Here is a 24,616-nt window from a genome sequence, read left to right as displayed (position 1 = left end):
GGCCGGGGCGCTGCGCTTCGCCTATGGCTCCGCGCCCCGGCCTCCATCCCCGCCGATCATACCTACCGTCCGGCCAAATCGAAACTTCTACACCTGAGGGACCTGGCTCGGCGCTTCGGCGTCAACCCGAAGACGATTGCCAAGTGGCGCAAGCGCTCCTCCGTGGCCGACCAACCCACCGGCCCGAAGACGCCGCGCTCAACCACCCTGTCCGCAGAGCAGGAAGCCATCATCGTAGCATTCCGCCGTCACACGCTGCTGCCGCTGGACGACTGCCTCTACGCCTTGCAGGCGACCATCCCGCAGCTGACCCGATCCTCGCTGCACCGCTGCCTGCAGCGCCACGGGATCTCCCGACTGCCCGAGGTCGAGGGCGACAAGGCCACCAAGAAAGCGTTCAACGCGTATCCGATCGGCTTCTTTCACATTGACATTGCCGAGGTGCAGACCGCCGAAGGAAAGCTCTACCTCTTCGTAGCCATCGATCGCACCAGCAAGTTCGCCTTCGCTCAGTTGGTCGAGAGCGCAACGCGCGTCACCGCATCCGCCTTCCTCGAAGCCCTCGTCGCCGCCGTCCCCTACAGGATCCACACGGTGCTCACCGACAACGGCATCCAGTTCCGCTTCGCGCCCCGCTACGCCAATGGGCCAACGGCCCGCTACATGACCCACATGTTCGCCATGCGCTGCCGCGAACACGGGATCGAGCACCGCTTCACCAAGATCAACCACCCCTGGACCAACGGCCAGGTCGAGCGAATGAACCGCACCATCAAGGACGCCACCGTCAAGCGCTTCCAATATGACAGCCACGATCAGCTCCGACGACACCTCGACGACTTCGTCGCCGCCTACAATTTCGGCCGACGTCTCAAGCGCCTCCGGGGCCTCACGCCTTACGAATTCGTCTGCAAAGCATGGGCAGACGACCCGCAACCCTTCACGGCAAATCCGCACCATCAAATGCCGGGACTAAACATCGACATAGGCGCGGAAGCTCATGCCGTTGATCGCGCCATCCAGCACGACGGGCGCGACGATGCCATCGGGCCTGAGGCCCGTCACGAAGGTCGAGGTCTTCCAGTGACCATACGGGATCCCCGCGACGACGTGCGCGCCGCGCGGCCCGCGTGCTATGCGGCGGGCCATGTTCGTGCTCGCCCAGGTCTCGTCGATGAAGACTAGGCGCTCGGGATCGAGGCTGGGCTGCATCTCGCGCTAGGCAGCCCGGGCAGCGGCTACGTCCGGGCGGTCCTGCTCGGCGGCGCGGACCGACTTTTTTTCAGCGTCAGCCTAAGCCCGGCCAGCGCCCGCCAGATCGTCACCGGCGACACCGCAACGCCGCGCTCCGCCAGCAGCCAACCGCGCAGTTCGCTGAGCGTCGCATCCGGCAGCGCGGCCACGCGCTCGCGCAGCAGCTCACGATACGCCGCCATCTTCGACGGCGGCCGACCCGTGCCGCGCCGCGCCACCGTCTCGCCCGTGTCGGCCCTGCGCTGCCGCACCTTCACGACATAGGACGGGCTGACCATCAGTCGTTCCGCCACCTCGCGCACGCTCGCCCCGCCGTCGCAGGCCGCCAGCACCCGCCCTCGAAGCTCCGGCCCATAGGCCTGACCTCGACGCCAACCCATCGCAGCCTCCAGCTCATCGCCAGAGACCCACAGCTCATCGCCAGAGACCCACGAATCACAGATCAGCCCCGCGCCGGAATCCACACGCCGATTCCACCCGTCAGAAATTGACTCTAGGCGGCACAGGCCGGCCGGCAGAGAGCTCCCGGCGCAGCTCGGCGCAGACTCCTTCGCCGCCCTCATCGGCCACTGCCGCGAAGGCAGGCCTCGGCAAGACCTGCGACCCGTCGCGCATTGCCCGCCCAGGTGCGCTCGCGGCCGATCACCTCCGCCCGCGCCGCCTGCCCGAGGCGGGCGCGGAGCTTCGGGTCGGCGGCGAGGCGTCGGATCGCCTGCCAGAGCGCGCCCGACTGTTTCACGTCAAACAGGATCGCGGTGCGCCCGTCCTCCAGCACCTCGCGGATATTGGGCTGGTCGGGGGCCACGATCGCCCGGCCAGCCGCCATGTACTCGAACACCTTCAGGGGCGAGGCGTAGGGCACCACGGCCGGCTGGAGCGCGATGTCGAACCCGGCGACGAGGCCGGGGATCGCCTCGCGCTTCGCCAGTCCCGTGAACTCCACCTGCCCCGTGATGCCGAGCTCGGCGGCGAGGCGTTCGAGCCCTGGTCGGGCCGGCCCCTCGCCCACCACGCGCAGCTTCAGCCGCGCCGGCCCGTCCCAGCCGGCGATGCCGCGCACCACGGCATCGAGCCCGTGCCAGTCGCGCACGAAGCCGACGAAGCCGAGCACCAGTTCCCCTGCCTCCGCGCCCGACTGGCGCGCGGCGAGGCTGTCGGGGAAGTCGTCGAGGTCGATGCCGTTCGGGATCACGACGATCCGCTCCGCCGGCACGCCGGCGGCCGTGACGTGGCCGCCCAGCACGGCGGTGACGGGCAGCACCCGATCCGCGCGACGCCAGACGAAGCGTTCGGACCAGCGGGCGAGCCCCTGGAGCGCGAGCCCGCCGAACCGGGCGCGCTCCTCGGCGAGCGGCGCGTTCACCTCGACCAGGAACGGCAGGTTCCGCCGCCGCGCCACCAGGGCGCCGGCGAGGTAGAACAGGTTGTAGCGCTCGTAGAGGGCATCGGGCGCGAACTCCCGCGCCGCCCGGTCGAGCTTGAGGAAGGCGGGCAGGCTGTAGGCGAGCTCCAGCAGCTCCACCGCGAAGCGCGGCAGCAGGCGGCGGATCAGCGCGACCAGCCGGCTCTCGCCGCCGAGCTCCGCCTGGTCGTAGGCGGACGGGCCGACCACGCGCACCTCGTGGCCCTCGGCGCGCAGCGCCGCGACCAGGGCGTCGAGATGCACCCCCTGGCCGTCACGCGACTGGATGCGGTGGCTGTAGAGGATCCTCATCGGCCGAGCGCACGCCGCAGCCGGCGGGCAAGCGCGCCGGCGGCCTGGCGCGCGAGGGCGGCGAGCCCGGCCGGATGGCGCGGATCGGCCAGCACCAGCCCGATCAGCTGCACCCGGTCCGAGACCCAGTGCGCCTTGTAGGCGTCGTCGCCCCGGCCGAAGTCGAGCGTGCGCACCCGGTCCTCCGTGATGAGATGGCGCACCATCATGGCGGTCAGCACCGTGCCGGGCGAGGCCGCGCGCTCGGTTTCGAGATGGAACAGCTTGGGCACGGTGGCGCGCGCGCCGCCCTGGTCGAGAATCCAGTACTGGGCGGCGACCGGCGCGCCGTCGGCGACCCGGGAGAGCACGCCGAGTCGCAGCGCGCCGGCGGAAGCGGCCGCGCGCATCAGCGCCGCGTCGAAGTCCGGAAAGGGCTCGGCGGGCTTCCAGGAGCCGGCGCGCACCGCGTGGAAGGCGCCGATCCCCGACTCGAGGTCCTGACCGGGGGCGGTGATCAACGCGAATCGCGTCTCCCGCGCGGCCCGTTTCCCCTTGCGCGCGACCGTGTGGCGGAGCGCGGAGGGGCAGCCGAGCAGGTAGTCCTCCCAGCCCTGCCCGTCCGGCAGGGTCTCGCGCCAGACCCCGACATGATCGAAGCGTGCCGCCCGGATGCCCGCCCTGCGCAGCCCGACGAGGAAAGGGCCGAGCCAGGCGCCGGCGGGGTCGATCGCCTCCAGGATCACGGGCGGGCGCAGCCGCAACAGGGCCCCGAACGCGGCGCCGGCGTCGCCCCAGCCGGCATCGTCGAGGCCCGGCGGGGCGAGCGGGCGCCAGTCCTGGGTGTAGGGCGTGGTCAGGCTGTGGAGCGACCCACCGATGCGGAGCAGCGGCACGGCGACGGCCCCGCAGCGCGCGGCGAGCGGTTCAGCATCGGCCGGCAGGGCGTGGGCGAGCGTGGTGTCGTACCAGATCCGCCCGGACCAGAAGGCGGCGGGGTCGAGCAACGGCTCAGCCCAATCAGGCAGGCCGGCGCGCGGCAGGGGTTCGAAGCGGGTTTCGCTCACTCCGGGACCGCCAGCCCCTCGGCCCTGGCGGCCCGCACCAGGGCCTGATCCAGGCTTGCGAGCGTCGCCCCAAGCCGGCGCGCCGTCTCCAGATAAAGCCCGTCGTAGAAGGACAGACCATGGCGCGCGGCGAGGTCGAGCGCGGCAGCGAGATCCGGCGCGGCATCGGTGCTGAGCGGCAGCTCGGCCAGGGCCGCGACGCGCTCGGCGAGGCCCTGGTCGGAAATGCGCCCGCGCCGCCAAGCGACCAGCAGGATGTTGCGCATCTCGAAGTGCCAGAGCTGCGGCACCACGCCCGGGACCTGTTCCAGCAGGGCGAGAGCCACCTCGGCGCGGGCATCGGTCTCGTCGTCGAGCAGCCAGGTCGCCCCGACCGAGGCGTCGACGACGAGCGGGTTCACGCGCGGTGCCCCTGATGGCGGGCGGCGAGGATGTCCTCGAGCGAGACCCCGGTCCTGCCCCAGCGGGCGCGCCGGGCGCGGAAGCGCGCGACCGCGTCGCGGGCGGCGGCACGCGCGCCGGCGGTGGCGGGAACAAGATGGGCGATCGGCCGGCCATGGCGGGTGATGGCGAAGCTCTCGCCGCGCTCGACGGCGCTGAGCAGCTGGGCAAGGTGGGTCTTGGCCTCGGTCGCCTGGATCTCGCGCATGGGTTCAACCTGTCATTCTGACCGGTCAGATATGGCATGGCGCGCGGCAAGAGGACAGGCCGGCCGCGGAACGGCCCGCCCCTGAATCAGCGGGGCCGGGCGCCCCCCCGAGGCCCGGCCCCGCCTCGCCTCCCCTGCGGGGGCGATCAGGCGTGAGCGGCGCTCGCGCGCGTCCGCCACGCCAGCCCGAGCCCCAGCAGGGCCAGGCCGAACAGGGCCAGGCCGGCGGGCTCAGGGACGGGGGCGGCATCGGCGCTCCAGCTGAACGTGCCGGTGAGCGCCCCGCCCGCGGTGTTGCCGCTGAAGGCCCAGGTGCCGGCGGTGTCGTCGAAGCCGGCGAGCTTCAGCATGCCCCGGCCCATCAGGCCGAGGGTGTTGTCGGTCTGGGTGGTGATCCAGAGCTGGTCGAGATCGAAGCTGAGCCCGCCGACGGTGAAGAAGTTGGCGATCGGCGAGAACGCGGCGAAGGGCAGATCGTGGATCGTGCCGAGCGAGGCGATCGGGATCGCGGCGAGGTCGCCGGTGGAGCCGGTGACCAGGAAGATCCCGGTGTTCGCACTGCTGACCGGGCCGGCGTTCAGGCCGACGAAGTCGATCCCGACCGCCTGGGTGAAGGGCACGTTCACGCCGGCGGCGTTCTTCGCCTGGAACTGGAACGCCATGCCGATCGACCCGGTGATGGTCGCGGCGACGGCGGAGGCGGCGGTGGCGGCGACGAGGGCCCCGGCGAGGGCAACGGAACGGATCATGCGCATCGAGAACTCCTGTCGGCTCGGCCGGCGATCTCAGCATTCAGCCGGTGGTGGACGCTTTTGCAACCGCCGGGCCAAGTCAAGTAATCCAAGACATCTGCCGCACGCCCAGATTGCGGATGCGTGCGGTGTAAGATTTCCTGACACACGTCGGAGGGGGGGACATCGTTCCGGTGGCGGCCGCGCGGTTGTGCCGGATCGCCGCGCCGCAGCGCCGCGGTGAACAGACAGCAGCGGCCCCTCGCGGGACCGCTGCCTCGTCACGGGGTAGCCCCCCGACCACCCCGGAGAACGCCCGAGAGCCGGGCTCCGGCGGCCTTGCGCCGCCGGAGCCCGGGCGCAGCAACGGCCATGCCAGTATTGGAATTCCAGTGTCTTGCGGCCGTTCCGGCCCGCCCCGACACCGGACTGTAAAATCCGCCGACAAGGCGTCGGCCGCACAAGACGTCCGCGGCCGGCGGCGCCGCAGGGAATGCCGGCACGGCCAGCGGGTTCCTGCCGGTTCGGACATCACGGTGAACTTCACCGGCAACACCGACGGCAAGTCGAGCGATCTCCACGACCTGAACGCGTGCCAACAGCGGGTATGGCGACTTGGTCATGCCGGGCACGTTCACCGCCTTCAATCTGGCTCCGGGGCTCGGTCGACGCCGACAACCCGCTCAACTACAACCTGCCGCGCTTTGCGTTCCTCGGCGCCGGCAACGTGGTCGAGACCATCAGGGGCAGCCAGATCATCTCTGCCGCGGGTGGCGCCCCGCCGGTGGCTCCGGGCACAACCAACATCGCCGTGTTCCCGACCGATCTGCCGGCATGTCGGAAAACTTTACAATCGCCGCGCGCGCCGGGGGGCCGAAGACCCTGCCGGTCGTACCACCGAGGGATTGGAAAGTGGAACCGGAGGGACGGCACGAATGGCGAGAAGAGTGTCGGAAAACTTTACAATTTGGCGTTGTGCTCTGCTCAATAGGCCAGAACACGAGGATTTGGCTGTCTGGCATGGCGTGTGCTGGGTTCCTGGCGCGAACACCTCTTCGCTCAGCAGGAATCGGATCGACCCATGAAGACCTTCAGGAATGCGTTGCTGGCCACGGCGGTGCTGACCTTCGTCGGCGCCGGCGCCGCCCAGGCGGCGCTGTCGGTCAGCGGCTCGGTCGGCGGTGCGCCGACCGGCGTCACGCTCGACAACCTCGACTGGCTGACGCTCGGCACCGCCGGCGGGCTCTCGCCGCAGAGCGGCGTCACGATCACCTTCACGCCGAACGCCCAGGCCGTGCAGGGCAGCCTCTCCGGCCAGTATGCTGCCCCTTTCCTGTCGGGCGGCAACGGCACCGGGTTCGGCAATCCGATCGGCACCAACCAGCCGAACGGGGTCGACGCGACCACCTACATCACCTCGGGCTCGACCGGAGCGACGGCGGGCGCGGCGGTGGAGATCCTGCTGCCGGGCCTGCAGAAGTATTTCGGCCTGCTGTGGGGCTCGGTGGACAACTACAACACGCTGAGCTTCTACGACGGCGCCACCCTGGTCGGGCAGATCACCGGCAGCGACGTCGTCGCCAGCCCGAACGGCGATCAGGGCGTGAACGGCACGCTCTACGTCAACATCACCTCGACCGTCGGCTTCGACCGGGTGGTGGCGACCTCGTCGCAGTTCGCCTTCGAGTTCGACAACATCGCCTTCAACCCGACCGTGCCCGTCCCGGAGCCCGCCTCGCTGGCGCTGCTCGGCATGGGCCTGCTCGGCCTCGGCTTCGCCGCGCGCCGTCGGCGCGGCTGACGCCCGCCACGATACACTCCGGCGTTGTGCAGGAAGGGGCGGCCCCCAGGGCCGCCCCTTCTTCGTGCGCGCCTCGCCTTGGCGTTGCCACAGAGGATGCGCACAGCTTACGGTGGTGTGATTGGCGGCGGCGCCATCCTGCACCAGTTGCGGAGTCGATCCGTGACGGGAGCGCGGACCATGACAATGACCGGGGATACGGACGACGGGCGGAGGCATGAGATGACGGGACGCGGATCGGAGAGGCGTCAGGGGCGGGCCGCGATCCTGGCCGCCGACACCGAGTCCGGCCTGCCCGACCGCCTCTCCTGGCCCGCCGCAGTGGCGGTGATCGGCACGGTCTCGCTCTCGCTCTGGGGACTGATCGGCCTCGGCGTCACTTGGCTGATCGGCTGAGCGCCGCTCCCGCTTTCCAGATTCCCCGATTTCCGGATCAGCCTACTCCGCGAGGCCCGGCCGCCCCGCGCGCAACCAGGCCACCACCGCCGCGAGCCCCTCGGCCAGCGGCGTCGGCGCGCCGAGCCCCAGCATCTGCCGTGCCGCCTCCGCCGCGCCGACCGAGTGGCGGATCTCGCCCGCGCGCGGCGGGCGATGCGTGATCGCCGGCGTCACCCCGCACAGGCCGGCGATCGCGCGCGCGAGCTCGAGCACCGAGGTCGCCCGGCCGGTGCAGAGGTTCAGCACCGGAGCCTCGGTCGAGGCCGCCTCCAGCCCCGCGAGCAGCCCGGCGACGATGTCGGCAACCGCGATGAAGTCGCGCGTCTGCCCGCCATCGCCGTAGATCTCCACCCCCTCGCCGCGCGCGAAGCGGTCGCAGAAGATCGAGATCACCCCCGAATAGGGCGAGCGCGGGTCCTGGCGCGGCCCGAACACGTTGAAGAAGCGGAAGCCGATCGTCGGCACCCCGTGCACCGCGCCGGCGACGCGCGCGTGCAGTTCCGAGCCGAGCTTGTCCGCGCCATAGGCCGAGAGCGGGCGGCAGGGCGCCTCCTCGGTGATCGGCAGGCGCGCAACCTCGCCATAGACCGCGGCCGAGGACGCATAGACGACCGGCACGGGCGCCCTCCCCCGCCCTTCGCGCGCGGCGTCGAGCACCGCGATCGTGCCGCCCAGGTTCACCCGGTGCGCGCCCAGCCAGTCCTCGGTGCAGCGCTGCACCGAGGCGATCGCGGCGAGGTGGAACACCCCGTCCACCCCCGCCATCGCCGCCCGCACCGTGGCCGGATCGGCGACATCGCCCACCACCAGCTCGGCGCCGGGGGCGAGATTGGCGCGGGAGCCGGTGGAGAGGTCGTCGAGCACGCGCACGGTCGCGCCGCGCGCGATCAGGGCAGCCGTCAGGTGCGAGCCGATGAAGCCGCAGCCGCCGGTGACGAGGTGGAGGGGCATGGGATCCGCGACACTGGAAGGGGGCGATGGCAGAGTGCACGTGAAACGCCGAGCGTGGAACCGGTCGACGACTCGGATCGCGGGCTGCCGGGTTGGGACTCTGCTGACGCCCCGGACTGCCGCAGTTATCCACAGCGTCTCCGAAATATCCCAGGGACTCTGCTGACGCGGTTTGGGACCCTGCTGACGCGACTCGCGGTTATCCAGAGGACTTTACTGACGAATCAAATAACACCCTTCTAATACCTTGCTATTAGCCTGCGTCAGCAGAGTCCACCTTGCATTCAGGGAACGAGCTGGGGCGTTATCCCGCCCCATGGGTGATGTGCATCGGCTGATCCGCGAGCACGGCCTGGACGGGGCCAGGGCACTCGCCGCCAGCAAGGCCGACCGGCAGGCGATCGAGGCCGCCGCCATGGTGATGGCCGAGGAGGAGAACCGGCTCGGCATCACCCATGCCGGCTTCGCCATGACCTCGCTGCCGCACAAGCGCATCGAGGACGTGCTGTGGCGGCGCGAGGGCCACCGCACCACGCTGCTGGTGGAGTCCGGACGCGACCGCAAGGGCCAGTTCGTGGGCGTCCCCTACGGCTCCTTCGCCCGTCTGATCCTGCTCTACCTGCAGACCGAGGCGGTGCGCACGGGCTCGCCCGAGGTCGAGCTCGGCCGGTCGATGAAGGCCTGGATGGGGCGGATGTCGCTCACCACGGGCGGACGCACCTACCAGCTCGTGACCGAGCAGGCGCGGCGCATCTCGGCCTGCCGGCTGACCTTCTTCTTCGCCCGCGAGAACGGCGCCGAGGCCCGCCACAACGGCGCCTTCGTGCAGGATGCGATCTCCTTCGCCGGGGTGGTGGACGACGAGAACCAGCCGGCACTCTGGCAGGACAAGGTGCGGCTCGACGAGGGCTTCTGGCGCTCGCTGCGCGAACACCCGGTGCCCGTGCGCGAGGAAGCGATCAAGGCGATCAGCAACCGCAGCCTGGCGATCGATGTCTATATCTGGCTCGCCTACCGGCTGCATGCGCTCGCCAAGCCGATGCCGGTGAGCTGGAGCGCGATCCACGGCCAGTTCGGCGCCGGGTTCCGCCTCGTGCGCCAGATCAAGCCCACCTTCACCGAGGCGCTGTCGCTCGCGCTTGCGGTCTACCCGGAGGCGAAGGTCGAGACGGACCGCGAGGGCGTGGTGCTGCACCCCTCTCCGCCTGCGGTGCCGCGGCCCGAGGCGCGCCGGCTTGGTCTGGCCTGAGTTGGGACTCTACTGACGCCTATCCGTCGCGCAGGCGATAGACCAGGATCCCCGCCCATTCCCGCAGCACGTACCAGGTCTCGAGGGCGGCGCGCGGGTTCGGCACCCAGTCCGACAGGGTCCCGGCCGGCGGGTCCTCCAGCCGCACCGGGGCGGGAATCACGGCGAAGCCCGTGCGAGCGAAGGCTTCGAGCGCGCGCGGCAGGTGCCAGGCATGAGTCACGAGGTAGGCCGCCTCGATCCCCTCCGCGCGCAGCAGCGCGGCACTCGCCCGGGCGTTCTCGGCCGTGTCGCGGGCGGTTGTCTCCATCCAGGGCACGGCAAGGTCGAAATCCTCGCGCAGGCTCTGCGCCATCGCCTCGGCGAGCGGGGTCGCGACCCGCGGCGAGACCGGCCCGGCGGTGACCAGGATCGGCAGGCCGTGGCTGCGCGCAAGCCGGGCCGCGGCCCGGACCCGCTCCAGCGTCAGCGCTCCGAGCTCGAGCCGGCCGCGATCGAGCACGCCGTCGCCGCCGAGGACGATGATCGCGCCGGGCGGAGCGGTGACGGCCGGCGCGGATGGTTCGAGCGAACGGCGCAACTGGCCGGCGACGTAGGGGGTCGCCAGCACCAGCAGCAGCCCGAGCGCGCCCGCCGCCATCGCCGCCGCGCCCCGCCGGCCGCGCGCCCCCAGCAGGGCGAGCGCGAGCGCGGCCAGCACGAGCCCGAGCGGCGGCAGCACGAGCACGGTGAGCGCGCCCTGGGCGGACATCCTCCCGCGCCGCTCAGGCTGTCGCGGTCATGACGCGACGCCGCCCACGCGCCGCAGCCCGAGCCGGCGCAGCACGGCCCCGAGGCTCCGCTGCATCAGCTCGAACAGGTCGGTCTCGGCACCGCGCGGCCGGCCGCTGAACCACCAGCAGAGGGCGAGCACGGCGGCGAAGATGGCCGCCCCCAGCGGCACGGCGACGGCGAGCATGGCGAGAGCCTTGGTCGTGGTGGCGGGTGGAGCCGCGGTCCAGCCGAGGTCCAGGCTCCAGAGCAGCACGGCCATCGCACAGGCCGCGAACAGCGGTCGCCAGGCCACCCTGAGCACGGTGCTGACGGCAAGCCGGACCCGGCGCGCGGCCACCCAGGTCAGCACCGTCTGCTCAACCGCCACGACCGTGCCGGCGACCGCGGCGATGCCGAGCAGGCCATAGCGGCTGCCCACCGTCAGCAGCCCCGCCACCCGGGCCGCACCGGTCAGGGCGACGATGATGAACAGCTGCACGAAGGCGGCCTGGGCCGTCATCAGGGCGTAGCCGATCAGCCCGAGCCCGCTCGGCACGAAGGCGACCCCCATCACCGCGATCAGCGGCGCGGCCTCGAGCCATCGTGCGCCGAGACCAGCGGTCACGAGCGGCTGCGCCACCAGCGACAGGCCGAACCCGGCCGGCGCGGCCACCAGGATCACGATGGCGGAGATGCGTCGCAGTGCCGCCGCCGCGGCCCCCGGATCCGACGAGCGCAGCAGCGCGGCGAAGCCCGGCATGCAGGCATTGGCGAGGGGGCTGACGAGTTCGGTGATCGCGAGCGTCGCGATCTCCTCGGCGACCGCGTAGAGTCCGACCGATTCCACCCCGAGCAGGCGGCCGATGACGAAGGTATCGGCCCGCTCGCGCACGATATTCGCCACGCTGACCAGCCAGGCCCAGAACGAGACGCTGAGGAACTCCCGCCAGGCCCTGAGCGAGAGCCGAGGCCGGTAGGGGTGCATGAGATAGCTCAGGATCAGCGCGAACAGCCGGCTCGCGGTGAGTCCGATCATCAGTGCCGTGTAGTCGCGGAGAATGAATGCGGCGGTTATCGTGGTGACGATCTGAAACAGCCGTGTCGCGCTCAGATGAATGAAATCCTTTTCCAGCATCAGTTTTCGGCGATATTCGACGAGACCGATACTGTACATGCCCTCCATGATCGGGATCACGGCGATGATCTGAAGGATCGGCCGCACCCGCGGGTCGTCGAACCAGGACGCGGCCGGACCGGCGATGGCGAACACCATCGCCCCGATCAGCAGCCCGCGCAGCACGCTCAGGGTGAAGCCGGTGTCGTAGGACTCGCGCGTGACGGTACGGCTGCGGATGATCTGGTTGTAGATGCCGAGGGTGGAGGCGCTGTTGAGCGTGGCCGTGACCGCGGCGGCAAGCGACATCAGGCCGAAATCGTCCGGCGTCAGCAGCCGCACCAGGATCAGCGTGCTGATCAGGCCGAGGCCGCGATTGACCATCCGCCAGCCGACCATGAGTGCCGCACCGCGGGCGGTGCGCTGAAGGATCGCGGCCTCGGCAGGCTCGGGGCTGGGCGAGATCTCGCGCACGGGCTCGGCGTGTCAGTGGCGGGAGCGGCCGGCCGCGCCGGTGGCGCATCCGGGAGGGCGGTCTGGGCTCGGGATCGGTCGCATGCGGACAGTCTGCCGGGCGGAGGTCACCGGTGCGTGAACCGGCCTGTGGCGCAGGGCCCGGGTGGGTCAGCCGGGGGACCCGTCCTGTGCCCGGCCGTCCGCCGGCGCACCGGCGGTGATTAGCCCCAGGGCGCGCGCGCGGTCCAGCAGTCCTTTCAGCGACGAGGGCGCCCAGGCCTCGCCGCCGCGCGGCGGGTGGAGCTTGAGCCGCAGCAGCGCCGTGCCGAGCTCGGCGAGGGTGGCGTCGGGCCGGCCGCGCAGATAGGCGGCGGCCAGCTCGACGGCGTGCGCCGGCCGGCTCTGCCGGCGGCCAGGCCTGGTCGGGGCGGGGCGGAGGAGCGCGGGATCGAGCAGGCCCTCGCGGGCGAGCAGGCGCGCGCGGCGGGCGAGCGCGGCCCCGCTCAGCGGTGCCCGGCCGGGCGGGGCGGCCGCGTTGACCACGCGGGCAAGCTCCGGCCAGGGCGTGGCGGGGCGCAGCCGGCGGACATGGCCGATCCAGGCCTCGGCCTCGGCCAGGATGCGGGCGAGCCGGGCGCGGGCGCGCGCCTCGGCGAGCGCGGCGATCGCGCGGGGGTCACGCGCGCGCAGCCCCGGATGCCCCCCTGCCCTGCCCCGCCCCCGGGCGGCCGCCAGTCCGGCACGGGTGCGCTCGCGGATCAGCGCGCGCTCGAACTCGGCGACGGCGCCGAGGATCTGCAGCACCAACAGGCCCGAGGGGCCCGAGGTGTCGATCGGGTCGCCGAGCGAGCGCAGCGCGGCCGAACGGCTGCGCAGCCGGGCGATCACGGCGAGCAGATGGGTGAGCGAGCGCGCCAGCCGGTCCAGGCGGACCACGACGAGCGTGTCGCCCGGAGCGATGCGGGCGAGCAGGCGGGCGAGCGCGGGCCGGCCCGCATCGGCGCCGGAGGCGGTCTCCTCGACGATCAGGGAGCAACCGGCGGCGGCGAGTGCCGCGCGCTGCGCGGCGAGGTCCTGGTCCGCGGTCGAGACACGGGCGTAGCCGATCAGGGCCATGGCCGTTCATAACGAGGAAGCACGTTCTAAACCACCGTTTGGACACGCCCCCCAATGTGAAGGCCGCGATCCCGTGATGCGCGTCGCCTGTCATCCGGAAATCCCGAAATGCGGAAAAAGGGCTTGCCTGCTCACGGGCTTCTCGGCTTTCCTGCTTTCCGGAACACAGGCAACCCGGACGACGCGCGATGGCGATCATCACCTTCGCCCAGATCAAGGGCGGCAGCGGCAAGACCACCCTGGCGAAGTGCCTGGTGGCCGAGTTCGTCGCGCGCGGCCTGCCGATCGCCGCCCTCGATCTCGATCCGAACCGACCGCTCGGGCGTTTCTTCGCCCAGATCCCCGAACTGCGCGACGTCGAGGTCGCGGTGCCGGGCGGCGATCAGCGCGTCAGCGCGCTCGTGCGCGACCTCGCCGCGCGCCACGACAACGTGGTGATCGATCTGATGGGGGCGGCGACGAACGACACCCAGGTGGCGCTCGCGCTCTCGGATCTCGTCGTCGTGCCGTCACAGATGGGCGAGGACGATTTCCGCGGCGGCATCGAGACCTGGCGTCAGGTCGAGGAGGCCGAGCTGGTGGCGCGCCGGCCGATCGCGCGCGCGGTGCTGATGGTGCGCACCTCGGCGAGCGCGGTGCGCCCGCGCGTGGAGTCGTTCGTGCGCGAGGCCTATGAGAACGCGGGTGCGGAAGTGCTGGCGGCCAGCTTCGGCGACCGCACGGTCTGGCGCGAGATGAGCTATGCCAAGTGGGTGCCGGTGCTGCATGACCGCGACAGCCACGCCGCGCAGAACGTCGCGGCGATCTTCGACGAGCTGATGGCGTTGCTCGCGCGGAGCGAGGCGTCGGCGGCGGCGTGAGCGGAAGGAGGGAAGGGATGGCGCAGACACCGCGACGACCCGAGCTGCAGGTCCCGAGCGTCGAGACGCCCGCGCCGCGGCCCGCGCGCGTCGCGCCCGAGGATCCGCGTTTCGCGCTTGCCCAGACGCTCGAGCGGCCGGAGATGATCCGTGAGGCGGTGGCGGCGGGGCGGGTGCGTGCGATCAACGCCGAGACCGCGCCGGGGCTGATCGGCCCGCGCGGCTCGCGCCGCACCGCGCCCGAGGTCGCGCTCTCGACCAAGGTGCCGGACTACGTGCTGCGCCAGCTGCGCCGGCGCTACGCCGAGAGCGGGGTGACGATCCGCAACCAGGTGCTGTTCGCGCTGCGGCTTGCCGGGGTTGAGGTGCGCGACGAGGACATCACGGACGAGCGGCGGCGCCCGCGCTAGCCGCCTGCGACACGGAAAGACGAAAAACCGGAAAACAGGAAAACGGGAAATCCGGAAAGCAGGAGAAACGGAAAGACGGAATGCGGGCGGCCCGCCAGCCTCCCGGCAGAGCGCCCTGCCGTGAACGGCGCGGTGACCGTCACCGCCGCGCCGGTCGTCTCCTTCGAACGACTCGCGACCGAGTGGCGCGCGCTCGAGGCCGAGGCCGCGCCGGTCGCGCCGTTCCGCAGCTGGACCTGGGTCGGTTGTCTTGCCGAGGAACGCTACCCCGACCCGGTGCTGCTGCGCGCCGAGGCGGGCGGCCGGCTGGTCGGGCTCGCGCTGTTCAACCGCCGCCAGGGCCGGCTCGCGCTCGCCGAGAGCGGGGAGGGGAGGCTCGATGCCCCCTATATCGAGCACAACGCGCCGCTGCTGCGGCCCGATCAGGCTGGGGCACTCGGCACGCTGCTGGCGGCGGCCGCGCGTGTGCCGGGCACGCACGCCCTCGTGCTCTCGGGCGTCGCCCCGGCGGTCGCGGCCGCGGCGCCGGGCGTGGCATGGCGGCGGCGGACGAGCCCGGCGCCGTTCGTCGCCCTGGAGGTCGTGCGCGAGGCCGGCGATCCGCTCGCGCATCTCAGCGCCAATACCCGCCAGCAGGTGCGCCGGTCGCTCCGGCGCTTCGCCGAGGCCGGCCCTGTCGAACTGGCCGCGGCCGGCAGCGCGGCCGAGGCGGCGGCCTGGCTCGAGGCGCTGATCGGGCTGCATCAGCGAAGCTGGCAGGCGCGCGGCCGGCCGGGCGCCTTCGCCGACCCCTTCATGCGCCGGTTCCACGCGGCGCTCGTGGCGCGCGCGATGGCGCAGGGCGAGCTCGACCTGCTGCGCCTGACCGCGGGCGATCGCGTGCTCGGCTATCTCTACAACCTGCGCCGCGACGGCCATGTCTGCGCCTATCAGAGCGGTTTCGCGGCCGAGGCGGCGGACGCGCAGCGCAAGCCGGGGCTGGTGGCGCATCTGCTGGCGATCGGCCAGGCGGCGGCGCGCGGCGACGCGGTCTATGACTTCCTCGCCGGCGAGGCGCGCTACAAGTCGAGCCTCGCCACCGGCAGCCGTGACCTCGTCTGGACCGAGCAGGTGCCCACCTGGTCGTGGCGCGGCCTCGTTGCGCGGCTCGCGCGCGCGCTTAAGGGGGGCTGAGCGCGTCCTCGATCAGGCCGCAGATGATGTGGCCGAGCGCCTCGTGGCCCTCCTGGATGCGCGGCGTCGCCCGGCTCGGCACGCAGAGCAGGAGGTCGCAGAGCGGCGCCATCGCTCCCCCCTCGGCCCCGGTGAAGCCGACGGTGGCGAGCCCGCCGGCGCGCGCGGCCTCGAGGGCGGCGAGGATGTTGGCCGACCGGCCGGAGGTGGAGAGCGCGAACAGCACGTCTCCCGGCCGACCCAGGGCCTCGATCTGGCGGGCGAACACGCGCGCATAGCCGTAATCGTTGCCGAGTGCGGTCAGGATCGCCCCGTCGGCGGTGAGCGCGATCGCGGCGAGACCGGGCCGGTCGCGCAGGAACCGTCCGACCAGCTCGCCCGCCCAGTGCTGGGCGTCGGCGGCGCTGCCGCCATTGCCGCAGAGCAGCAGCCTGCCGCCCTGGCGCAGGCTGCTTGCCACCAACCCGGCCGCCTCGGCGGCGGCGGCGCAGAGGGCGGGATCGGCGGCCATCGCGTCGACGACGCGTGCCGTCTCGCGCAGGGAGGCGGCCACCCGGGTCTGATCGGTCATCGTATCGTCCTGCCGCACCCGCCGTCTGTCGCGCGGGGGCGGGGCGGCGTCAATGGCGGCGGCGTGCCCGCCGCGTCGCCGCGAGGCCGAGCAGCCCGAGCCCCAGCAGCGCCAGACTCGCCGGTTCCGGCACTGTCGCGGGCGTCACCGGCAATGCCGGCGCGTCGGCCTGCGGCGGCGGCTCCGGCAGGTCGAGAGAGGTGAGGGGGGGTGGCGGGCCGGGGTCGGGCAGTGGCGCCGGAGGGTTGATGTCGGCCAGCTCGACCGGCGGGGCAGGGGGCGGTCCGCCGCCTCCCGTGCCACCGGGCGCGTCGCTGCCGAAGCGGCTGCCGCCCGGGGCGAAACTGCCGCCAGGGGAGAAACCGCCGTCCGGTGCGAAACCGCCGCCAGGGCCGCCATGCGAAGCGTGGCGGGGGAGGGCGACGGGCCGCAGCGGCGGCCAGTCCCAGGGCTTCGCGGTCTCGCCATGGTCGGCGAAGGGCGGTGCGGACGGCAGTATCGCCTCGCTGAAGGTGGGCGCGCCCTCCGTGGTCGGCTCCGGCGTCGCGGGCGAGGGGGTGGGCGGGTCCGCGGCCTCGATCGGACGCGGCCGGCTCGGCACCCGGACATAAGGCAGGGTCAGGCTGGCGGGCGCCATGGGAAGCGCGGCGATGTCACGGACCATCAGCCAGGGCGCGGGCGGCGGACCGCCGGTGGCCGGGGTCTGGGACAGCAGCATGCTTGCCAGCAGGACCGCGGCGGGCGGCAGGGCGGCCAGAGCTCGGCGGCGGGAATGACGGTCACGCATGGTCAACGAATCTCTTGTCCGGCGTGTGCGGTCGATCCTCCCCACACGTTCCGGGCGTAGCCATGCCAGCTTCATGCCAACGAAGGAAATCTTTTCAAGACATAGCACTATCAATGCGACATGGTATCGTCTGCGCTGCGTGTAAAGAAAACCGACATGCAGCCGATGGATGCAGCGGCAACGAAAAAGGGCCGGGGAGCGATCCCCGGCCCTTGTGCGGATCGCCCCTGGGCGACCCGTGGCTGTGATCCGCCGCTCAGGCGGGCTTGCGGCGCCGAGCCGCGAAGCCGAGGCCGAGCAGGCCCGCGCCGAGCAGCGCCATGGAGGCGGGCTCGGGCACCGGCACGCCGGGCAGGAACTCGAACGCGTTCTGCGTGGCGGTGACCAGGATCATGTCGAAGAACGGCAGGTCGGTGATGGTCACGGCGATGTTGCTGGTGCCGGGCAACACCGGCGGCGCGCCGCCGGCCGCGGCGATGATGTCGTCGCCCGTGATGGTGTAGACGATATTGCCCGCGCCCATGAAGGTGAAGGTCAGCAGGTTCCAGTCGGCCGGCGGGGCGCCGTCGACCGAGCCCCAGAGCATGTTGAACGCGGTCGCGTTGATCGGCATGTCGATCTGGATGGAGCCGCTGTTCGCGCGCGCGTTCAGGTAGTGCACGTCGGTGGCGTTGCCGCCGGCATCGCGGATCGGCGAGCGGGTGATGCCGCTGACGTCGCCGCTGTAGATGCCCGACAATCCGGTGTAGCTGACGATGGCACCGGTGCTGGTGATGAACGAATTGTTCAGGTCGACCGCGCCGGGGGCGCCGCCCGAGCCGAGATTCTCGAGGGTGAAGGGCACGTTGGCCAGGGTCGGGTCGTTGACGATGACCGCCGTGATCGTCGCCGCCTGGACGCCGGCGATCCCGAAGGTCAGCCCCGCCGCGGCAGCGCCTGCAAGAAGAATGGTCTTCATGATGTCTCCCCTCTCGTGGTTCCGGCGGGACAAGAGGCCCGCCCGGGGTGGCCGGCGGAGGGAAAGCAAGGAGGGTGCCAAAAGATGAAAGGCAGTTAATTCAATGGCCTGCCGCACGCCACCGCATGGGGGGTGTGCGATGTGTAAAGTTTCCCGACACGGCCGGTCGCGCCGGGGCGCCGGCAACCGCGGAGTCCACGGCCGGCCAGCCTGCGGGGCTGCAAAGTTTTCCGACAGGTGCCCGGCAAACGGAAAGGGCCGGGGGTTCTCCCCGGCCCCGTCCTCGGGCCGCAGGGCGGCCCGTCCCCTGGAGGTCGTGTCAGGCGGCCTTGCGGCGGCGCGCGGCGAAGCCGAGGCCGAGCAGGCCCATGCCGAGCAGCGCCAGCGAGGCGGGCTCGGGCACAGTGAAGGTGCCGCCCTGCAGCGTGATCCGGATCACCAGGTCGTCGTGGTTGTCGTCGGGTCCGGCGCCGCTGTCATCGAGCGCGATCAGCGCCACCGTACCGCTGCCCGGGGTCGAGCCGTTGACGGTCTGATCCCACGAGTTGGCATTGTTGCTCAGGCTGATGAAGAAGTTCGGCACGCCTGCGATGTAGTCATTGAAGCCGTTGGTAACGCTCTGCCCAGTGGTGATCACGTTGAACACGAAGTTGAGCAGGCCAGGATCCAGATTCAGATTGCCCAGGTTGACCGGGGCGAAGCTGCCGCCGAACACCGTAGACGCGCCCGAGTTGCCGCCAGCGACATTGCCGGTCGAGACCGACCCGGCAGAGCTGGTGATGGTGAAGGAATTGGTGAACCCAGCCTCGCGGCCGAGGTACTCGATCGTCGCGGTGACCGGCCCGGCGGCGATCAGATACAGGTTGGCGCCATACCAGCCCTCAACGGCGGCGCCCGGAGGGGAGCCGAACACGTTGTTCGTCTGCCCGCCGCCGAGCGGCGATTGTCCGATGAAGGCCGCCTCGGCGCTCGGCGCGGCGAAGGCCGTCGCCGCTGCTGCCACGCCCGCCAGAAGAAGCTTCTTCATGTTTCTGTCCCCTCTCGCGCCCGACACCGGGCATCGGAGAGGGAGATGCATACGGAATGCCAACGAACGCGATCGTCGGCAAGTCAAGGGGTTGCGTTATGCCGGTGGCCGGCCGGCAGAGGGGCTGTAAAAAAAGTCCGACAAGCAAAGATGATATAACGGACAGAAAGAGGACATCATTAAGGTCGGCCGAGGGGCTGCGGACGGAAAGGGCCGGGGGAAACCCCCGGCCCCGTCCCCGGGCCGCCTCGCGGCCCGTCCCCTGGTCAGCGTGTCAGGCGCGGCGGCGGCGAGCGAGTGCGCCGAGGCCGAGCAGGCCCATGCCGAGCAGCGCGAGGCTGGCGGGCTCGGGCACGTCGATCGGGTTGAACACCACGTCGGCGCTGAACACCAGGCCGGACTGGACGACGTTGCGGTCGGTGAAGAACACGTCGATCCGGTTCGTCCCGGCGGCGAGGCCGGAGATGGTCACCGGCGCCGGCGTCAGCGCCTTCACCCCGCCGAGATCCACCACCAGCTGGCCGTTGATGAACACCCAGGCGTCGTCGTCCGCGCCCATCGTGATGGTGATCTGGCCGCCGGCCGGCGCCTCGAAGGTGCCGAACATGTGCAGCGCGAGGAAGCCGTTGGCGTTGCTCGGCCCACCGCCCGGGAACAGGTTCGAGGGCTGGTTGAACGGGATCGCCACCGGCGAAGAGTAGAAGGGGTCGATCGAGACCGAGTAGTTCACCGGCCCAGCGAGGCGGGAAGCGGTACGGTTGCCCGGCGTCCACCACAGGATCTGGTTGTTCGCGTCCACGTCCAGGATGTGGTTGGACGAGCTCAGCGGGAAGCCGGTGGAGGCGGCCGAGCGCACCGGCATGCCATCGGGGCCGAGCGTGTTCTGGACCAGGCCGGTGGTGAAGCCGGGGATGCTGACATTCGCGTCGATGTGGTTGGCCGACAGCGTGTACCAGTTGGCGTTGAGCTGGCTGAGCGCGGCCTGGGCCGGCGCGGCGGCGGCGATCAGCGCGGCGGCGCCGGCGGCGGCGAGCAGGTGGCGAGCGGACATGCGGTCTCTCCCGGCGTCTGGAATGGTGGATCACCGTCCAGCAAGACCTGGGCCATGCGGCGCGGATCGTGGGACGTCGAAGGGTTGCCGGCCGGTCCGCGGCGTTGACTGAGGGCGGTGTAAAGAATCTCGACGGGCAAACGGAGCGGTCCTGGTACGACCGGACCCGCGAACGCCAAGGGCCGGGAGGTCACCCTCCCGGCCCTTGCGTCGGGCCGCAGGGCGGCCCGTTCCCCTGGAAGTGGTGTTCAGGCGGGCTTGCGGCGGCGCGCGGCCCAGCCGAGGCCGAGCAGGCCCATGCCGAGCATCGCGAGGCTGGCGGGCTCGGGCACATCGGTCGGCGGCGGGGGCGGCGGTGGAGGGGCCGCGAAGCCGCTCACCATCAGGACCTGGTCGCCGCCACCGAAGGTCGAGAACAGGAAGGCGCCGGTCACCGGATCGATCACCGCGCCCTCGGCACCGGACAGGCCGCTGATGAAGGTGGTGCAGGTGGCGCCGACCGGAAGGCCGTTGCCGTCGATCCCGCAGGCATCCACCCGCCCGATGCCCCAGAGCGAGACGAGCGCGGTGTTGGGGCCGAAATCCGGGCTGCCCGGCGGCACATAGACGATGCCTTCCGGCCCGCCGGGCGTGTTGGTCAGCGCCGTGAGCCCGCTGATGTCGTAGGTACCGGCCCCGTCCGGGGTCAGCGTGGCCACACCCCAGTTGTTCTGGTTGTAGCTGCCGACGACCATGTTGCCCGCGCCGGGGTAACCGGCCGGGACGAACTGCAGCGTGCCGACCGAGTTGAACGCACCAGGCATGGTATCGGTTCGGGCCGGCGCGACGCCGCCCGGCAGGATCTGGCCGATCTGGTTGATCGGATAGGCGGTGTAGAACAGCACTCCGCCGGGACCGAAGGCGAGACCGCCATCGATGTTCGGTGCGGAGGCATAGAAGCTGGCGGGGCCGGAGAAACCAGTGATCAGCTGCGTCACCGGATCGCGGTTCACGCCGACGCTGTAGATCGCGCCCGAGCTGTTGTTTGCGTTGCCGCCGACCAGCAGCGTGTTGTTGTTCAGGAAGGTGATGCCACCGAGTGGGCCCGGCACGCCACCCGGCTGGCCGAAGCTGGTCAGCGTATAGTTGGCGTCGAACGGCGCGACGATGGTGGCCGCCTCGGCGCGCGGCAGGGCGGCGAGCCCGATCGCCACCGCCGACGCCATGGCGAGGCGCGACAGCGGGCGGGTCAGGCGATTCAGCGCATCCAGGTCTAGCATCTGCGATCTCCCCTTCGGCTCTCCGTTGCGAATCTGACGGGCAAATATCATGCCAGAGCCACAATAATTCAGGATTCCAAGGGGTTGTCGCGATGGCTGCCGCCCGGTCAGGTCGCCTGTAAAGAATTCCGACACGCCGGTGCGGCGTCGCCGCACATGCGAAAGGGCTGGGAGCTTGCCCTCCGGGCCCTGCGGCGGGCGGCCGGAGCCGCCCGTCCCCTGGTCAGCGTGTCAGAGCGCGCGGCTGCGGCGCGCGGCCCAGCCGAGGCCGAGCAGGCCCATGCCGAGCAGCGCGAGCGACGCGGGCGCAGGGATCACCACGTCACCGGTCGAGCGCCGGGAGATGCTGAAGTGCGAAACGTCCGCCGACGTGCTCGCACCGGGCAGATCGAACGGCGGATCAGAGAACGGCGTGTTCGACCCACCCGATGAATAGAGTTCGCTCAACTTGAACGCGCTCAGGCTGGTTCCGGCCCCGCCCTTGAACACGAGGATGTAGTCGTAAGGCGGTGAAGTTCACACCGACGATGCTCCACGTGCCCGACGACTGGGCCGGATCCAGATCGAGCTTGCCGTTGCCCGGGTTGAACTGCCAGTCGTTGAAGGTGAAGAAGGCGTTCGCGTTGACGGTAGCCTCGTGCGCGATCGTCGATGGATCGGCCGGGACAATGTACTGGCAGGCGTTGGCTGCTGTCAGTATCGGGGCGCCGCCGCCCACCGCGCCGCCCTGCGCGCGCGTGGGTTGAGACCGGCCCGGATCCGGGTGCCCGACACCCGGGCCCCCGGCTTCGCCGCCGAGGCGCGACGCCAGGCGCGGCGGGTCGATGCCCGACCGGGCTTCGACGACACCATGGAGTTCCTCGAACGGGTCTCGATGTTCGACGACGAGCCCGGTGCGCCGTGACGGTGCTGGGCGTCGGCTGAACGCGCGTAACGTTTTCCGACAGGGGCGCGGGCGTCAGACGTCGATCAGCCCGAGCCGGTCGCGGATGCGGCCGATACCCCCCGCCATCCGGTCGAGCCGGCCGGAGATGGTCGCGTACTGCGCCTCCAGATGGCCGAGACGCCGGCGCGCCTCGGCGATGTCCTGGCGCAGCTCGGCCAGATCGGCGCGGATGGCGCGGACCTCCAGCACGAGATCGGCGGACGGGGCGGTCATCCGGTGAACCCTGGCACCGCGCCGGGCGATCAGCGCCGCGACAGCGCCGCCGCCTGGGCCGCCAACCCCTCCGTCTGCGCCTCGAGCAGCGTCTGCAACGCGCTGCGCCCCTGCGCCACCGCCATGTCCTCCGGCACGCGCAGCTCCACCGCCACCACCACCGGGTGGCCGCGCCCGCCGGCGAGGCTGTTCGCCGCCTGTTCGGCCCGGCTGCGCAGCCCGTCGCCGACCGCGCGCCCGTCGAGGAACGAGGCGGTGGCGACCAGCCTGCGTGCCGCGCCCTGCTGGCGCACCTGCCACGCCCCGCCGCCGGCGATCGGCACGGTGAAGCCGAGATCCTGGTCATGCTCCTGGGCGATCCGCCGCCGCGCCCCGGCGACCTCGTTCCAGGTCGCCTCCCGAGGGAACACCAGCACGCGGGCGGTGAGCACGAACTCGCCGCAGGCGGTCGCGGTGCAGCCGGCCGGCAGGGCGAGGCGCGGGGCCGGCTCGTCGGGGGGGCGCGCGCCCTCGGCCTGCAAGGTGGCCGCCGCCACGGGCGCCGCGGCGGCAAGCGCCACCCCCAGCACCGCCGCGCCGGCCAGCATCCCCGGCCGCGCCGGACCGCCGGGCCGGGCGAGCCGGCGCCACCAGCCCTCCCCCGGCTTCTCGGGCCGGTCCTCGCGGAACGGCAGCCCGGCCAGGATCAGCAGCAGCAGCACGACCGAGAAGAAGCCCCAGCCATAGATGATGTGGTCGGCCGCCGCCGCCTCGGCGCTGCCCAGGTACTCGGCGGCGATGACGATGCCAAGCGCGCGGATGCCGTTGGCGATGATCGGCACGATGATGGCGAGCGCCATCACGATCAGCCGGCGGCCCGGGCTCTTGAACATGGTCGCGGCATAGAGCGCGCCGAAGGCGAGGGCGGCGATCGCGAAACGGAGCCCCGCGCAGGCCTCGGCGACGTGGAACAGCCCCGCCGGGGTCTCGATCAGCATCCCCTCGACGTAGTGCGAGATGCCCCACAGCGTCAGCCCGACCTCGATGAAGCGCAGCGTGATCAGCTGCAGATACGGCACGGTGAAGCCGCCGAACGGGACGAGGAAGATCGTGTAGGCGAGCGGGATCGCCATCGCGAGGGCGGCGCGCCAGCCGATCACGGCGAGCACGAAGACCTGGATCAGCGCCCAGGCGGTGAGCTGGCGGCCCTCCATGATGCCGAGCCGCTCCGCCACCAGCCAGGCGAGGGCAGGGGGGATCGCGAGCAGGGCGAGCGCGGGCTCGGGGCGGGGCGCGATCTCGGCCAGGCGGTGGCGGCGCTGCCAGGCGAGCCAGGCGGCGATCGGCGCGATCAGCCAGCAATGGTTGTAGGCGGTGGAGGTCTCCCAGACCCGGACGGCGGCGGCCGCCTCGTCCCAGAACACCGCGAGCAGCGCGGCGAGGCCGAGCAGCAGCGCGAGCGCGGTCGGCCGCCAGTCCGCGGGCGCAGGCGCGGATTCGGTCGCGGCGGGGGGCGGGGCGACCGTTTGGCCGATCGCGTTCATGGGGTGCGTCTCCGCGGCGGTGGAGGCGGCGTCTCGATCCTGACCGAGCGTGTCGCAGAATGGGCGTGCCAGGTCAAAACACGATGAAGCTGGGCCCGTATCGGGGCAGCCGGCGCCGGGGCGCTGCCGCGGACACCCGGTCGGCGAAGGTCGTCGATGCAGGAGCAAGACAATTCAGACAGACAAGGGTCATGTCCTGTCCGGGATCGGAAGCAACTGGCGGAAGGAAACGAGGCAAGCTGGCGTATAATTTTTCGAGACTCCGTTTCGGATACTATCTCGCGTTGAAGGGGTAATTATGGAATTTTTGTGGCGGTAGCGGTGCAGCTTGACACCCTCCGGGAATAGAGGGCTTGGTCGCCGCGTTCTCGCGCCGTGGTTGCCAGAACAACGGGGAGTGGCTGATGTCCGCGCCGATCACGTCGATCGTGTTCCAGAACTCGGGCGTTCTTTCTCTCGAAGGTGGTATCGCGACGTTCGGCCAGACATTCCTGGCCGGCGCCCTGCGGCCCGGCCAGACCCTGCTCGCCGAGATCGGCGGCCAGCTCGTGCCGGTGCAGGTCGAC

At 71.5% G+C, this 24,616-nt stretch carries 25 protein-coding genes and 3 pseudogenes; 8 read left to right on the top strand and 20 right to left on the bottom strand.

Annotated features, from left to right (window positions below; all coding sequences use genetic code 11):
- Positions 1–45: 45 nt before the first annotated feature.
- Positions 46–978 (top strand): annotated as a pseudogene (locus F563_RS0120290) (IS481 family transposase); the annotation flags it as partial.
- A 260-nt stretch (positions 979–1,238) separates the two neighbouring features.
- Here F563_RS0120290 and F563_RS0120285 read toward each other — a convergent pair.
- From F563_RS0120285 to F563_RS0120260, 6 genes are all read right to left on the bottom strand, one after another.
- Positions 1,239–1,634, bottom strand: a complete 396-nt coding sequence (locus F563_RS0120285; protein WP_035575792.1) for a helix-turn-helix domain-containing protein — start codon at positions 1,632–1,634, stop codon at positions 1,239–1,241.
- Between the two features lie 179 nt (positions 1,635–1,813).
- Complete coding sequence (locus tag F563_RS0120280; protein WP_026299751.1) at positions 1,814–2,968, bottom strand: glycosyltransferase family 4 protein; 1,155 nt, start codon at positions 2,966–2,968, stop codon at positions 1,814–1,816.
- A complete protein-coding gene (locus tag F563_RS23555; protein WP_019016522.1) occupies positions 2,965–4,014 on the bottom strand; it encodes a GNAT family N-acetyltransferase in 1,050 nt (349 codons plus the stop codon). The genes F563_RS0120280 and F563_RS23555 overlap by 4 nt, the downstream gene beginning before the upstream one ends.
- A complete protein-coding gene (locus tag F563_RS0120270) occupies positions 4,011–4,415 on the bottom strand; it encodes a type II toxin-antitoxin system VapC family toxin (protein WP_019016521.1) in 405 nt (134 codons plus the stop codon). The genes F563_RS23555 and F563_RS0120270 overlap by 4 nt, the downstream gene beginning before the upstream one ends.
- On the bottom strand, positions 4,412–4,663 hold the full coding sequence (locus tag F563_RS0120265) for a type II toxin-antitoxin system Phd/YefM family antitoxin (protein ID WP_019016520.1): 252 nt from the start codon (positions 4,661–4,663) through the stop codon (positions 4,412–4,414). The genes F563_RS0120270 and F563_RS0120265 overlap by 4 nt, the downstream gene beginning before the upstream one ends.
- A 146-nt stretch (positions 4,664–4,809) precedes the next feature.
- Positions 4,810–5,412, bottom strand: coding sequence for a PEP-CTERM sorting domain-containing protein (locus tag F563_RS0120260; protein ID WP_162140607.1), 603 nt, complete (start codon positions 5,410–5,412; stop codon positions 4,810–4,812).
- 1,297 nt (positions 5,413–6,709) lie between these two features.
- Between F563_RS0120260 and F563_RS26025 the strand changes: the two are divergent.
- Both F563_RS26025 and F563_RS24980 read left to right on the top strand, forming a co-directional pair.
- Positions 6,710–7,195 (top strand): annotated as a pseudogene (locus F563_RS26025) (Npun_F0296 family exosortase-dependent surface protein); the annotation flags it as partial.
- A 222-nt stretch (positions 7,196–7,417) separates the two neighbouring features.
- Complete coding sequence (locus F563_RS24980; RefSeq protein WP_019016517.1) at positions 7,418–7,591, top strand: hypothetical protein; 174 nt, start codon at positions 7,418–7,420, stop codon at positions 7,589–7,591.
- Between the two features lie 42 nt (positions 7,592–7,633).
- On the opposite strand, the gene F563_RS0120245 is transcribed toward F563_RS24980, so the two are convergent.
- On the bottom strand, positions 7,634–8,584 hold the full coding sequence (locus F563_RS0120245) for an NAD-dependent epimerase/dehydratase family protein (protein ID WP_019016516.1): 951 nt from the start codon (positions 8,582–8,584) through the stop codon (positions 7,634–7,636).
- Positions 8,585–8,900: 316 nt separating this feature from the next.
- On the opposite strand from F563_RS0120245, the gene F563_RS0120240 reads away from it, so the two are divergent.
- Positions 8,901–9,833: a replication protein RepA gene (locus tag F563_RS0120240; RefSeq protein WP_019016515.1), complete on the top strand. Its 933-nt coding sequence runs from the start codon at positions 8,901–8,903 to the stop codon at positions 9,831–9,833.
- 19 nt (positions 9,834–9,852) lie between these two features.
- Here F563_RS0120240 and F563_RS0120235 read toward each other — a convergent pair whose 3' ends face one another.
- The 3 genes from F563_RS0120235 to F563_RS0120225 form a co-directional block, all read right to left on the bottom strand.
- Positions 9,853–10,584 carry a YdcF family protein gene (locus F563_RS0120235; RefSeq protein WP_019016514.1) on the bottom strand — a complete coding sequence of 244 codons (732 nt, stop codon included), beginning with the start codon at positions 10,582–10,584 and terminating at the stop codon, positions 9,853–9,855.
- A gap of 27 nt (positions 10,585–10,611) precedes the next feature.
- A complete protein-coding gene (locus tag F563_RS0120230; protein ID WP_019016513.1) occupies positions 10,612–12,174 on the bottom strand; it encodes an oligosaccharide flippase family protein in 1,563 nt (520 codons plus the stop codon).
- A gap of 150 nt (positions 12,175–12,324) precedes the next feature.
- Entirely contained in the window at positions 12,325–13,272 is a 948-nt protein-coding gene (locus F563_RS0120225) for a recombinase family protein (RefSeq protein WP_019016512.1), read from the bottom strand.
- Between the two features lie 188 nt (positions 13,273–13,460).
- Between F563_RS0120225 and F563_RS0120220 the strand changes: the two genes are divergently transcribed.
- The 3 genes from F563_RS0120220 to F563_RS23545 all read left to right on the top strand — a co-directional run bounded on the left by F563_RS0120220 (position 13,461) and on the right by F563_RS23545 (position 15,715).
- Positions 13,461–14,132, top strand: a complete 672-nt coding sequence (locus F563_RS0120220) for a ParA family protein (protein ID WP_019016511.1) — start codon at positions 13,461–13,463, stop codon at positions 14,130–14,132.
- Positions 14,133–14,149: 17 nt separating this feature from the next.
- Positions 14,150–14,542, top strand: coding sequence for a hypothetical protein (locus F563_RS0120215; protein WP_019016510.1), 393 nt, complete (start codon positions 14,150–14,152; stop codon positions 14,540–14,542).
- 120 nt (positions 14,543–14,662) lie between these two features.
- Positions 14,663–15,715, top strand: coding sequence for a GNAT family N-acetyltransferase (locus tag F563_RS23545; protein ID WP_019016509.1), 1,053 nt, complete (start codon positions 14,663–14,665; stop codon positions 15,713–15,715).
- On the opposite strand, the gene F563_RS0120205 is transcribed toward F563_RS23545, so the two are convergent.
- The 8 genes and pseudogenes from F563_RS0120205 to F563_RS25190 form a co-directional block, all read right to left on the bottom strand.
- The gene (locus F563_RS0120205) at positions 15,702–16,286 is read right to left on the bottom strand and encodes a D-sedoheptulose 7-phosphate isomerase (protein ID WP_019016508.1); all 585 of its coding nucleotides are present in this window, start codon (positions 16,284–16,286) and stop codon (positions 15,702–15,704) included. The two genes, F563_RS23545 and F563_RS0120205, sit on opposite strands and share 14 nt — an antisense overlap.
- A 49-nt stretch (positions 16,287–16,335) precedes the next feature.
- Positions 16,336–17,004: a PEP-CTERM sorting domain-containing protein gene (locus F563_RS0120200; RefSeq protein WP_156825288.1), complete on the bottom strand. Its 669-nt coding sequence runs from the start codon at positions 17,002–17,004 to the stop codon at positions 16,336–16,338.
- Between the two features lie 325 nt (positions 17,005–17,329).
- Positions 17,330–17,413: pseudogene (locus F563_RS26000) on the bottom strand (IPTL-CTERM sorting domain-containing protein); the annotation flags it as partial.
- A 937-nt stretch (positions 17,414–18,350) separates the two neighbouring features.
- Positions 18,351–19,058 carry a PEP-CTERM sorting domain-containing protein gene (locus F563_RS0120190; RefSeq protein ID WP_019016506.1) on the bottom strand — a complete coding sequence of 236 codons (708 nt, stop codon included), beginning with the start codon at positions 19,056–19,058 and terminating at the stop codon, positions 18,351–18,353.
- A gap of 274 nt (positions 19,059–19,332) precedes the next feature.
- Positions 19,333–20,109 (bottom strand): PEP-CTERM sorting domain-containing protein, encoded by a 777-nt coding sequence (locus F563_RS25775; protein ID WP_019016505.1) that lies wholly within the window; start codon positions 20,107–20,109, stop codon positions 19,333–19,335.
- A gap of 248 nt (positions 20,110–20,357) precedes the next feature.
- A complete protein-coding gene (locus tag F563_RS25770; protein ID WP_019016504.1) occupies positions 20,358–21,368 on the bottom strand; it encodes a PEP-CTERM sorting domain-containing protein in 1,011 nt (336 codons plus the stop codon).
- A 231-nt stretch (positions 21,369–21,599) separates the two neighbouring features.
- Positions 21,600–21,689 carry a PEP-CTERM sorting domain-containing protein gene (locus F563_RS25765; protein ID WP_245557179.1) on the bottom strand — a complete coding sequence of 30 codons (90 nt, stop codon included), beginning with the start codon at positions 21,687–21,689 and terminating at the stop codon, positions 21,600–21,602.
- A gap of 79 nt (positions 21,690–21,768) precedes the next feature.
- On the bottom strand, positions 21,769–22,086 hold the full coding sequence (locus F563_RS25190) for a hypothetical protein (RefSeq protein ID WP_162140606.1): 318 nt from the start codon (positions 22,084–22,086) through the stop codon (positions 21,769–21,771).
- Positions 22,087–22,131: 45 nt separating this feature from the next.
- Here F563_RS25190 and F563_RS25935 point away from each other — a divergent pair, with 45 nt between their 5' ends.
- Entirely contained in the window at positions 22,132–22,272 is a 141-nt protein-coding gene (locus F563_RS25935; RefSeq protein ID WP_019016501.1) for an antitoxin MazE-like protein, read from the top strand.
- A 54-nt stretch (positions 22,273–22,326) separates the two neighbouring features.
- On the opposite strand, the gene F563_RS0120165 is transcribed toward F563_RS25935, so the two are convergent.
- Positions 22,327–22,527, bottom strand: a complete 201-nt coding sequence (locus F563_RS0120165) for a hypothetical protein (RefSeq protein WP_019016500.1) — start codon at positions 22,525–22,527, stop codon at positions 22,327–22,329.
- A 29-nt stretch (positions 22,528–22,556) separates the two neighbouring features.
- Positions 22,557–24,050, bottom strand: a complete 1,494-nt coding sequence (xrtA, locus tag F563_RS24180) for an exosortase A (RefSeq protein ID WP_019016499.1) — start codon at positions 24,048–24,050, stop codon at positions 22,557–22,559.
- Positions 24,051–24,616 lie beyond the last annotated feature (566 nt).

The organism is Elioraea tepidiphila DSM 17972 (assembly GCF_000378465.1).
In the GTDB taxonomy this organism is placed as follows: Bacteria; Pseudomonadota; Alphaproteobacteria; order Acetobacterales; family Acetobacteraceae; genus Elioraea; species Elioraea tepidiphila.
The sequence above is the reverse complement of the archived record's forward strand: the minus strand, read 5'-3'. Positions and strand labels throughout refer to the sequence as shown.

What these genes read in the sequence shown, in the direction of transcription:
- F563_RS0120285 (WP_035575792.1), bottom strand. Translation starts at nt 1,634, where the DNA reads ATGGGTTGGCGTCGAGGTCAGGCCTATGGGCCGGAGCTTCGAGGGCGG.
- F563_RS0120280 (WP_026299751.1), bottom strand. Translation starts at nt 2,968, where the DNA reads ATGAGGATCCTCTACAGCCACCGCATCCAGTCGCGTGACGGCCAGGGG.
- F563_RS0120265 (WP_019016520.1), bottom strand. Translation starts at nt 4,663, where the DNA reads ATGCGCGAGATCCAGGCGACCGAGGCCAAGACCCACCTTGCCCAGCTG.
- F563_RS0120260 (WP_162140607.1), bottom strand. Translation starts at nt 5,412, where the DNA reads ATGATCCGTTCCGTTGCCCTCGCCGGGGCCCTCGTCGCCGCCACCGCC.
- F563_RS24980 (WP_019016517.1), top strand. Translation starts at nt 7,418, where the DNA reads ATGACGGGACGCGGATCGGAGAGGCGTCAGGGGCGGGCCGCGATCCTG.
- F563_RS0120245 (WP_019016516.1), bottom strand. Translation starts at nt 8,584, where the DNA reads ATGCCCCTCCACCTCGTCACCGGCGGCTGCGGCTTCATCGGCTCGCAC.
- F563_RS0120240 (WP_019016515.1), top strand. Translation starts at nt 8,901, where the DNA reads ATGGGTGATGTGCATCGGCTGATCCGCGAGCACGGCCTGGACGGGGCC.
- F563_RS0120235 (WP_019016514.1), bottom strand. Translation starts at nt 10,584, where the DNA reads ATGTCCGCCCAGGGCGCGCTCACCGTGCTCGTGCTGCCGCCGCTCGGG.
- F563_RS0120225 (WP_019016512.1), bottom strand. Translation starts at nt 13,272, where the DNA reads ATGGCCCTGATCGGCTACGCCCGTGTCTCGACCGCGGACCAGGACCTC.
- F563_RS0120220 (WP_019016511.1), top strand. Translation starts at nt 13,461, where the DNA reads ATGGCGATCATCACCTTCGCCCAGATCAAGGGCGGCAGCGGCAAGACC.
- F563_RS0120215 (WP_019016510.1), top strand. Translation starts at nt 14,150, where the DNA reads ATGGCGCAGACACCGCGACGACCCGAGCTGCAGGTCCCGAGCGTCGAG.
- F563_RS0120205 (WP_019016508.1), bottom strand. Translation starts at nt 16,286, where the DNA reads ATGACCGATCAGACCCGGGTGGCCGCCTCCCTGCGCGAGACGGCACGC.
- F563_RS0120200 (WP_156825288.1), bottom strand. Translation starts at nt 17,004, where the DNA reads ATGCTGCTGTCCCAGACCCCGGCCACCGGCGGTCCGCCGCCCGCGCCC.
- F563_RS0120190 (WP_019016506.1), bottom strand. Translation starts at nt 19,058, where the DNA reads ATGAAGAAGCTTCTTCTGGCGGGCGTGGCAGCAGCGGCGACGGCCTTC.
- F563_RS25775 (WP_019016505.1), bottom strand. Translation starts at nt 20,109, where the DNA reads ATGTCCGCTCGCCACCTGCTCGCCGCCGCCGGCGCCGCCGCGCTGATC.
- F563_RS25770 (WP_019016504.1), bottom strand. Translation starts at nt 21,368, where the DNA reads ATGCTAGACCTGGATGCGCTGAATCGCCTGACCCGCCCGCTGTCGCGC.
- F563_RS0120165 (WP_019016500.1), bottom strand. Translation starts at nt 22,527, where the DNA reads ATGACCGCCCCGTCCGCCGATCTCGTGCTGGAGGTCCGCGCCATCCGC.
- xrtA (WP_019016499.1), bottom strand. Translation starts at nt 24,050, where the DNA reads ATGAACGCGATCGGCCAAACGGTCGCCCCGCCCCCCGCCGCGACCGAA.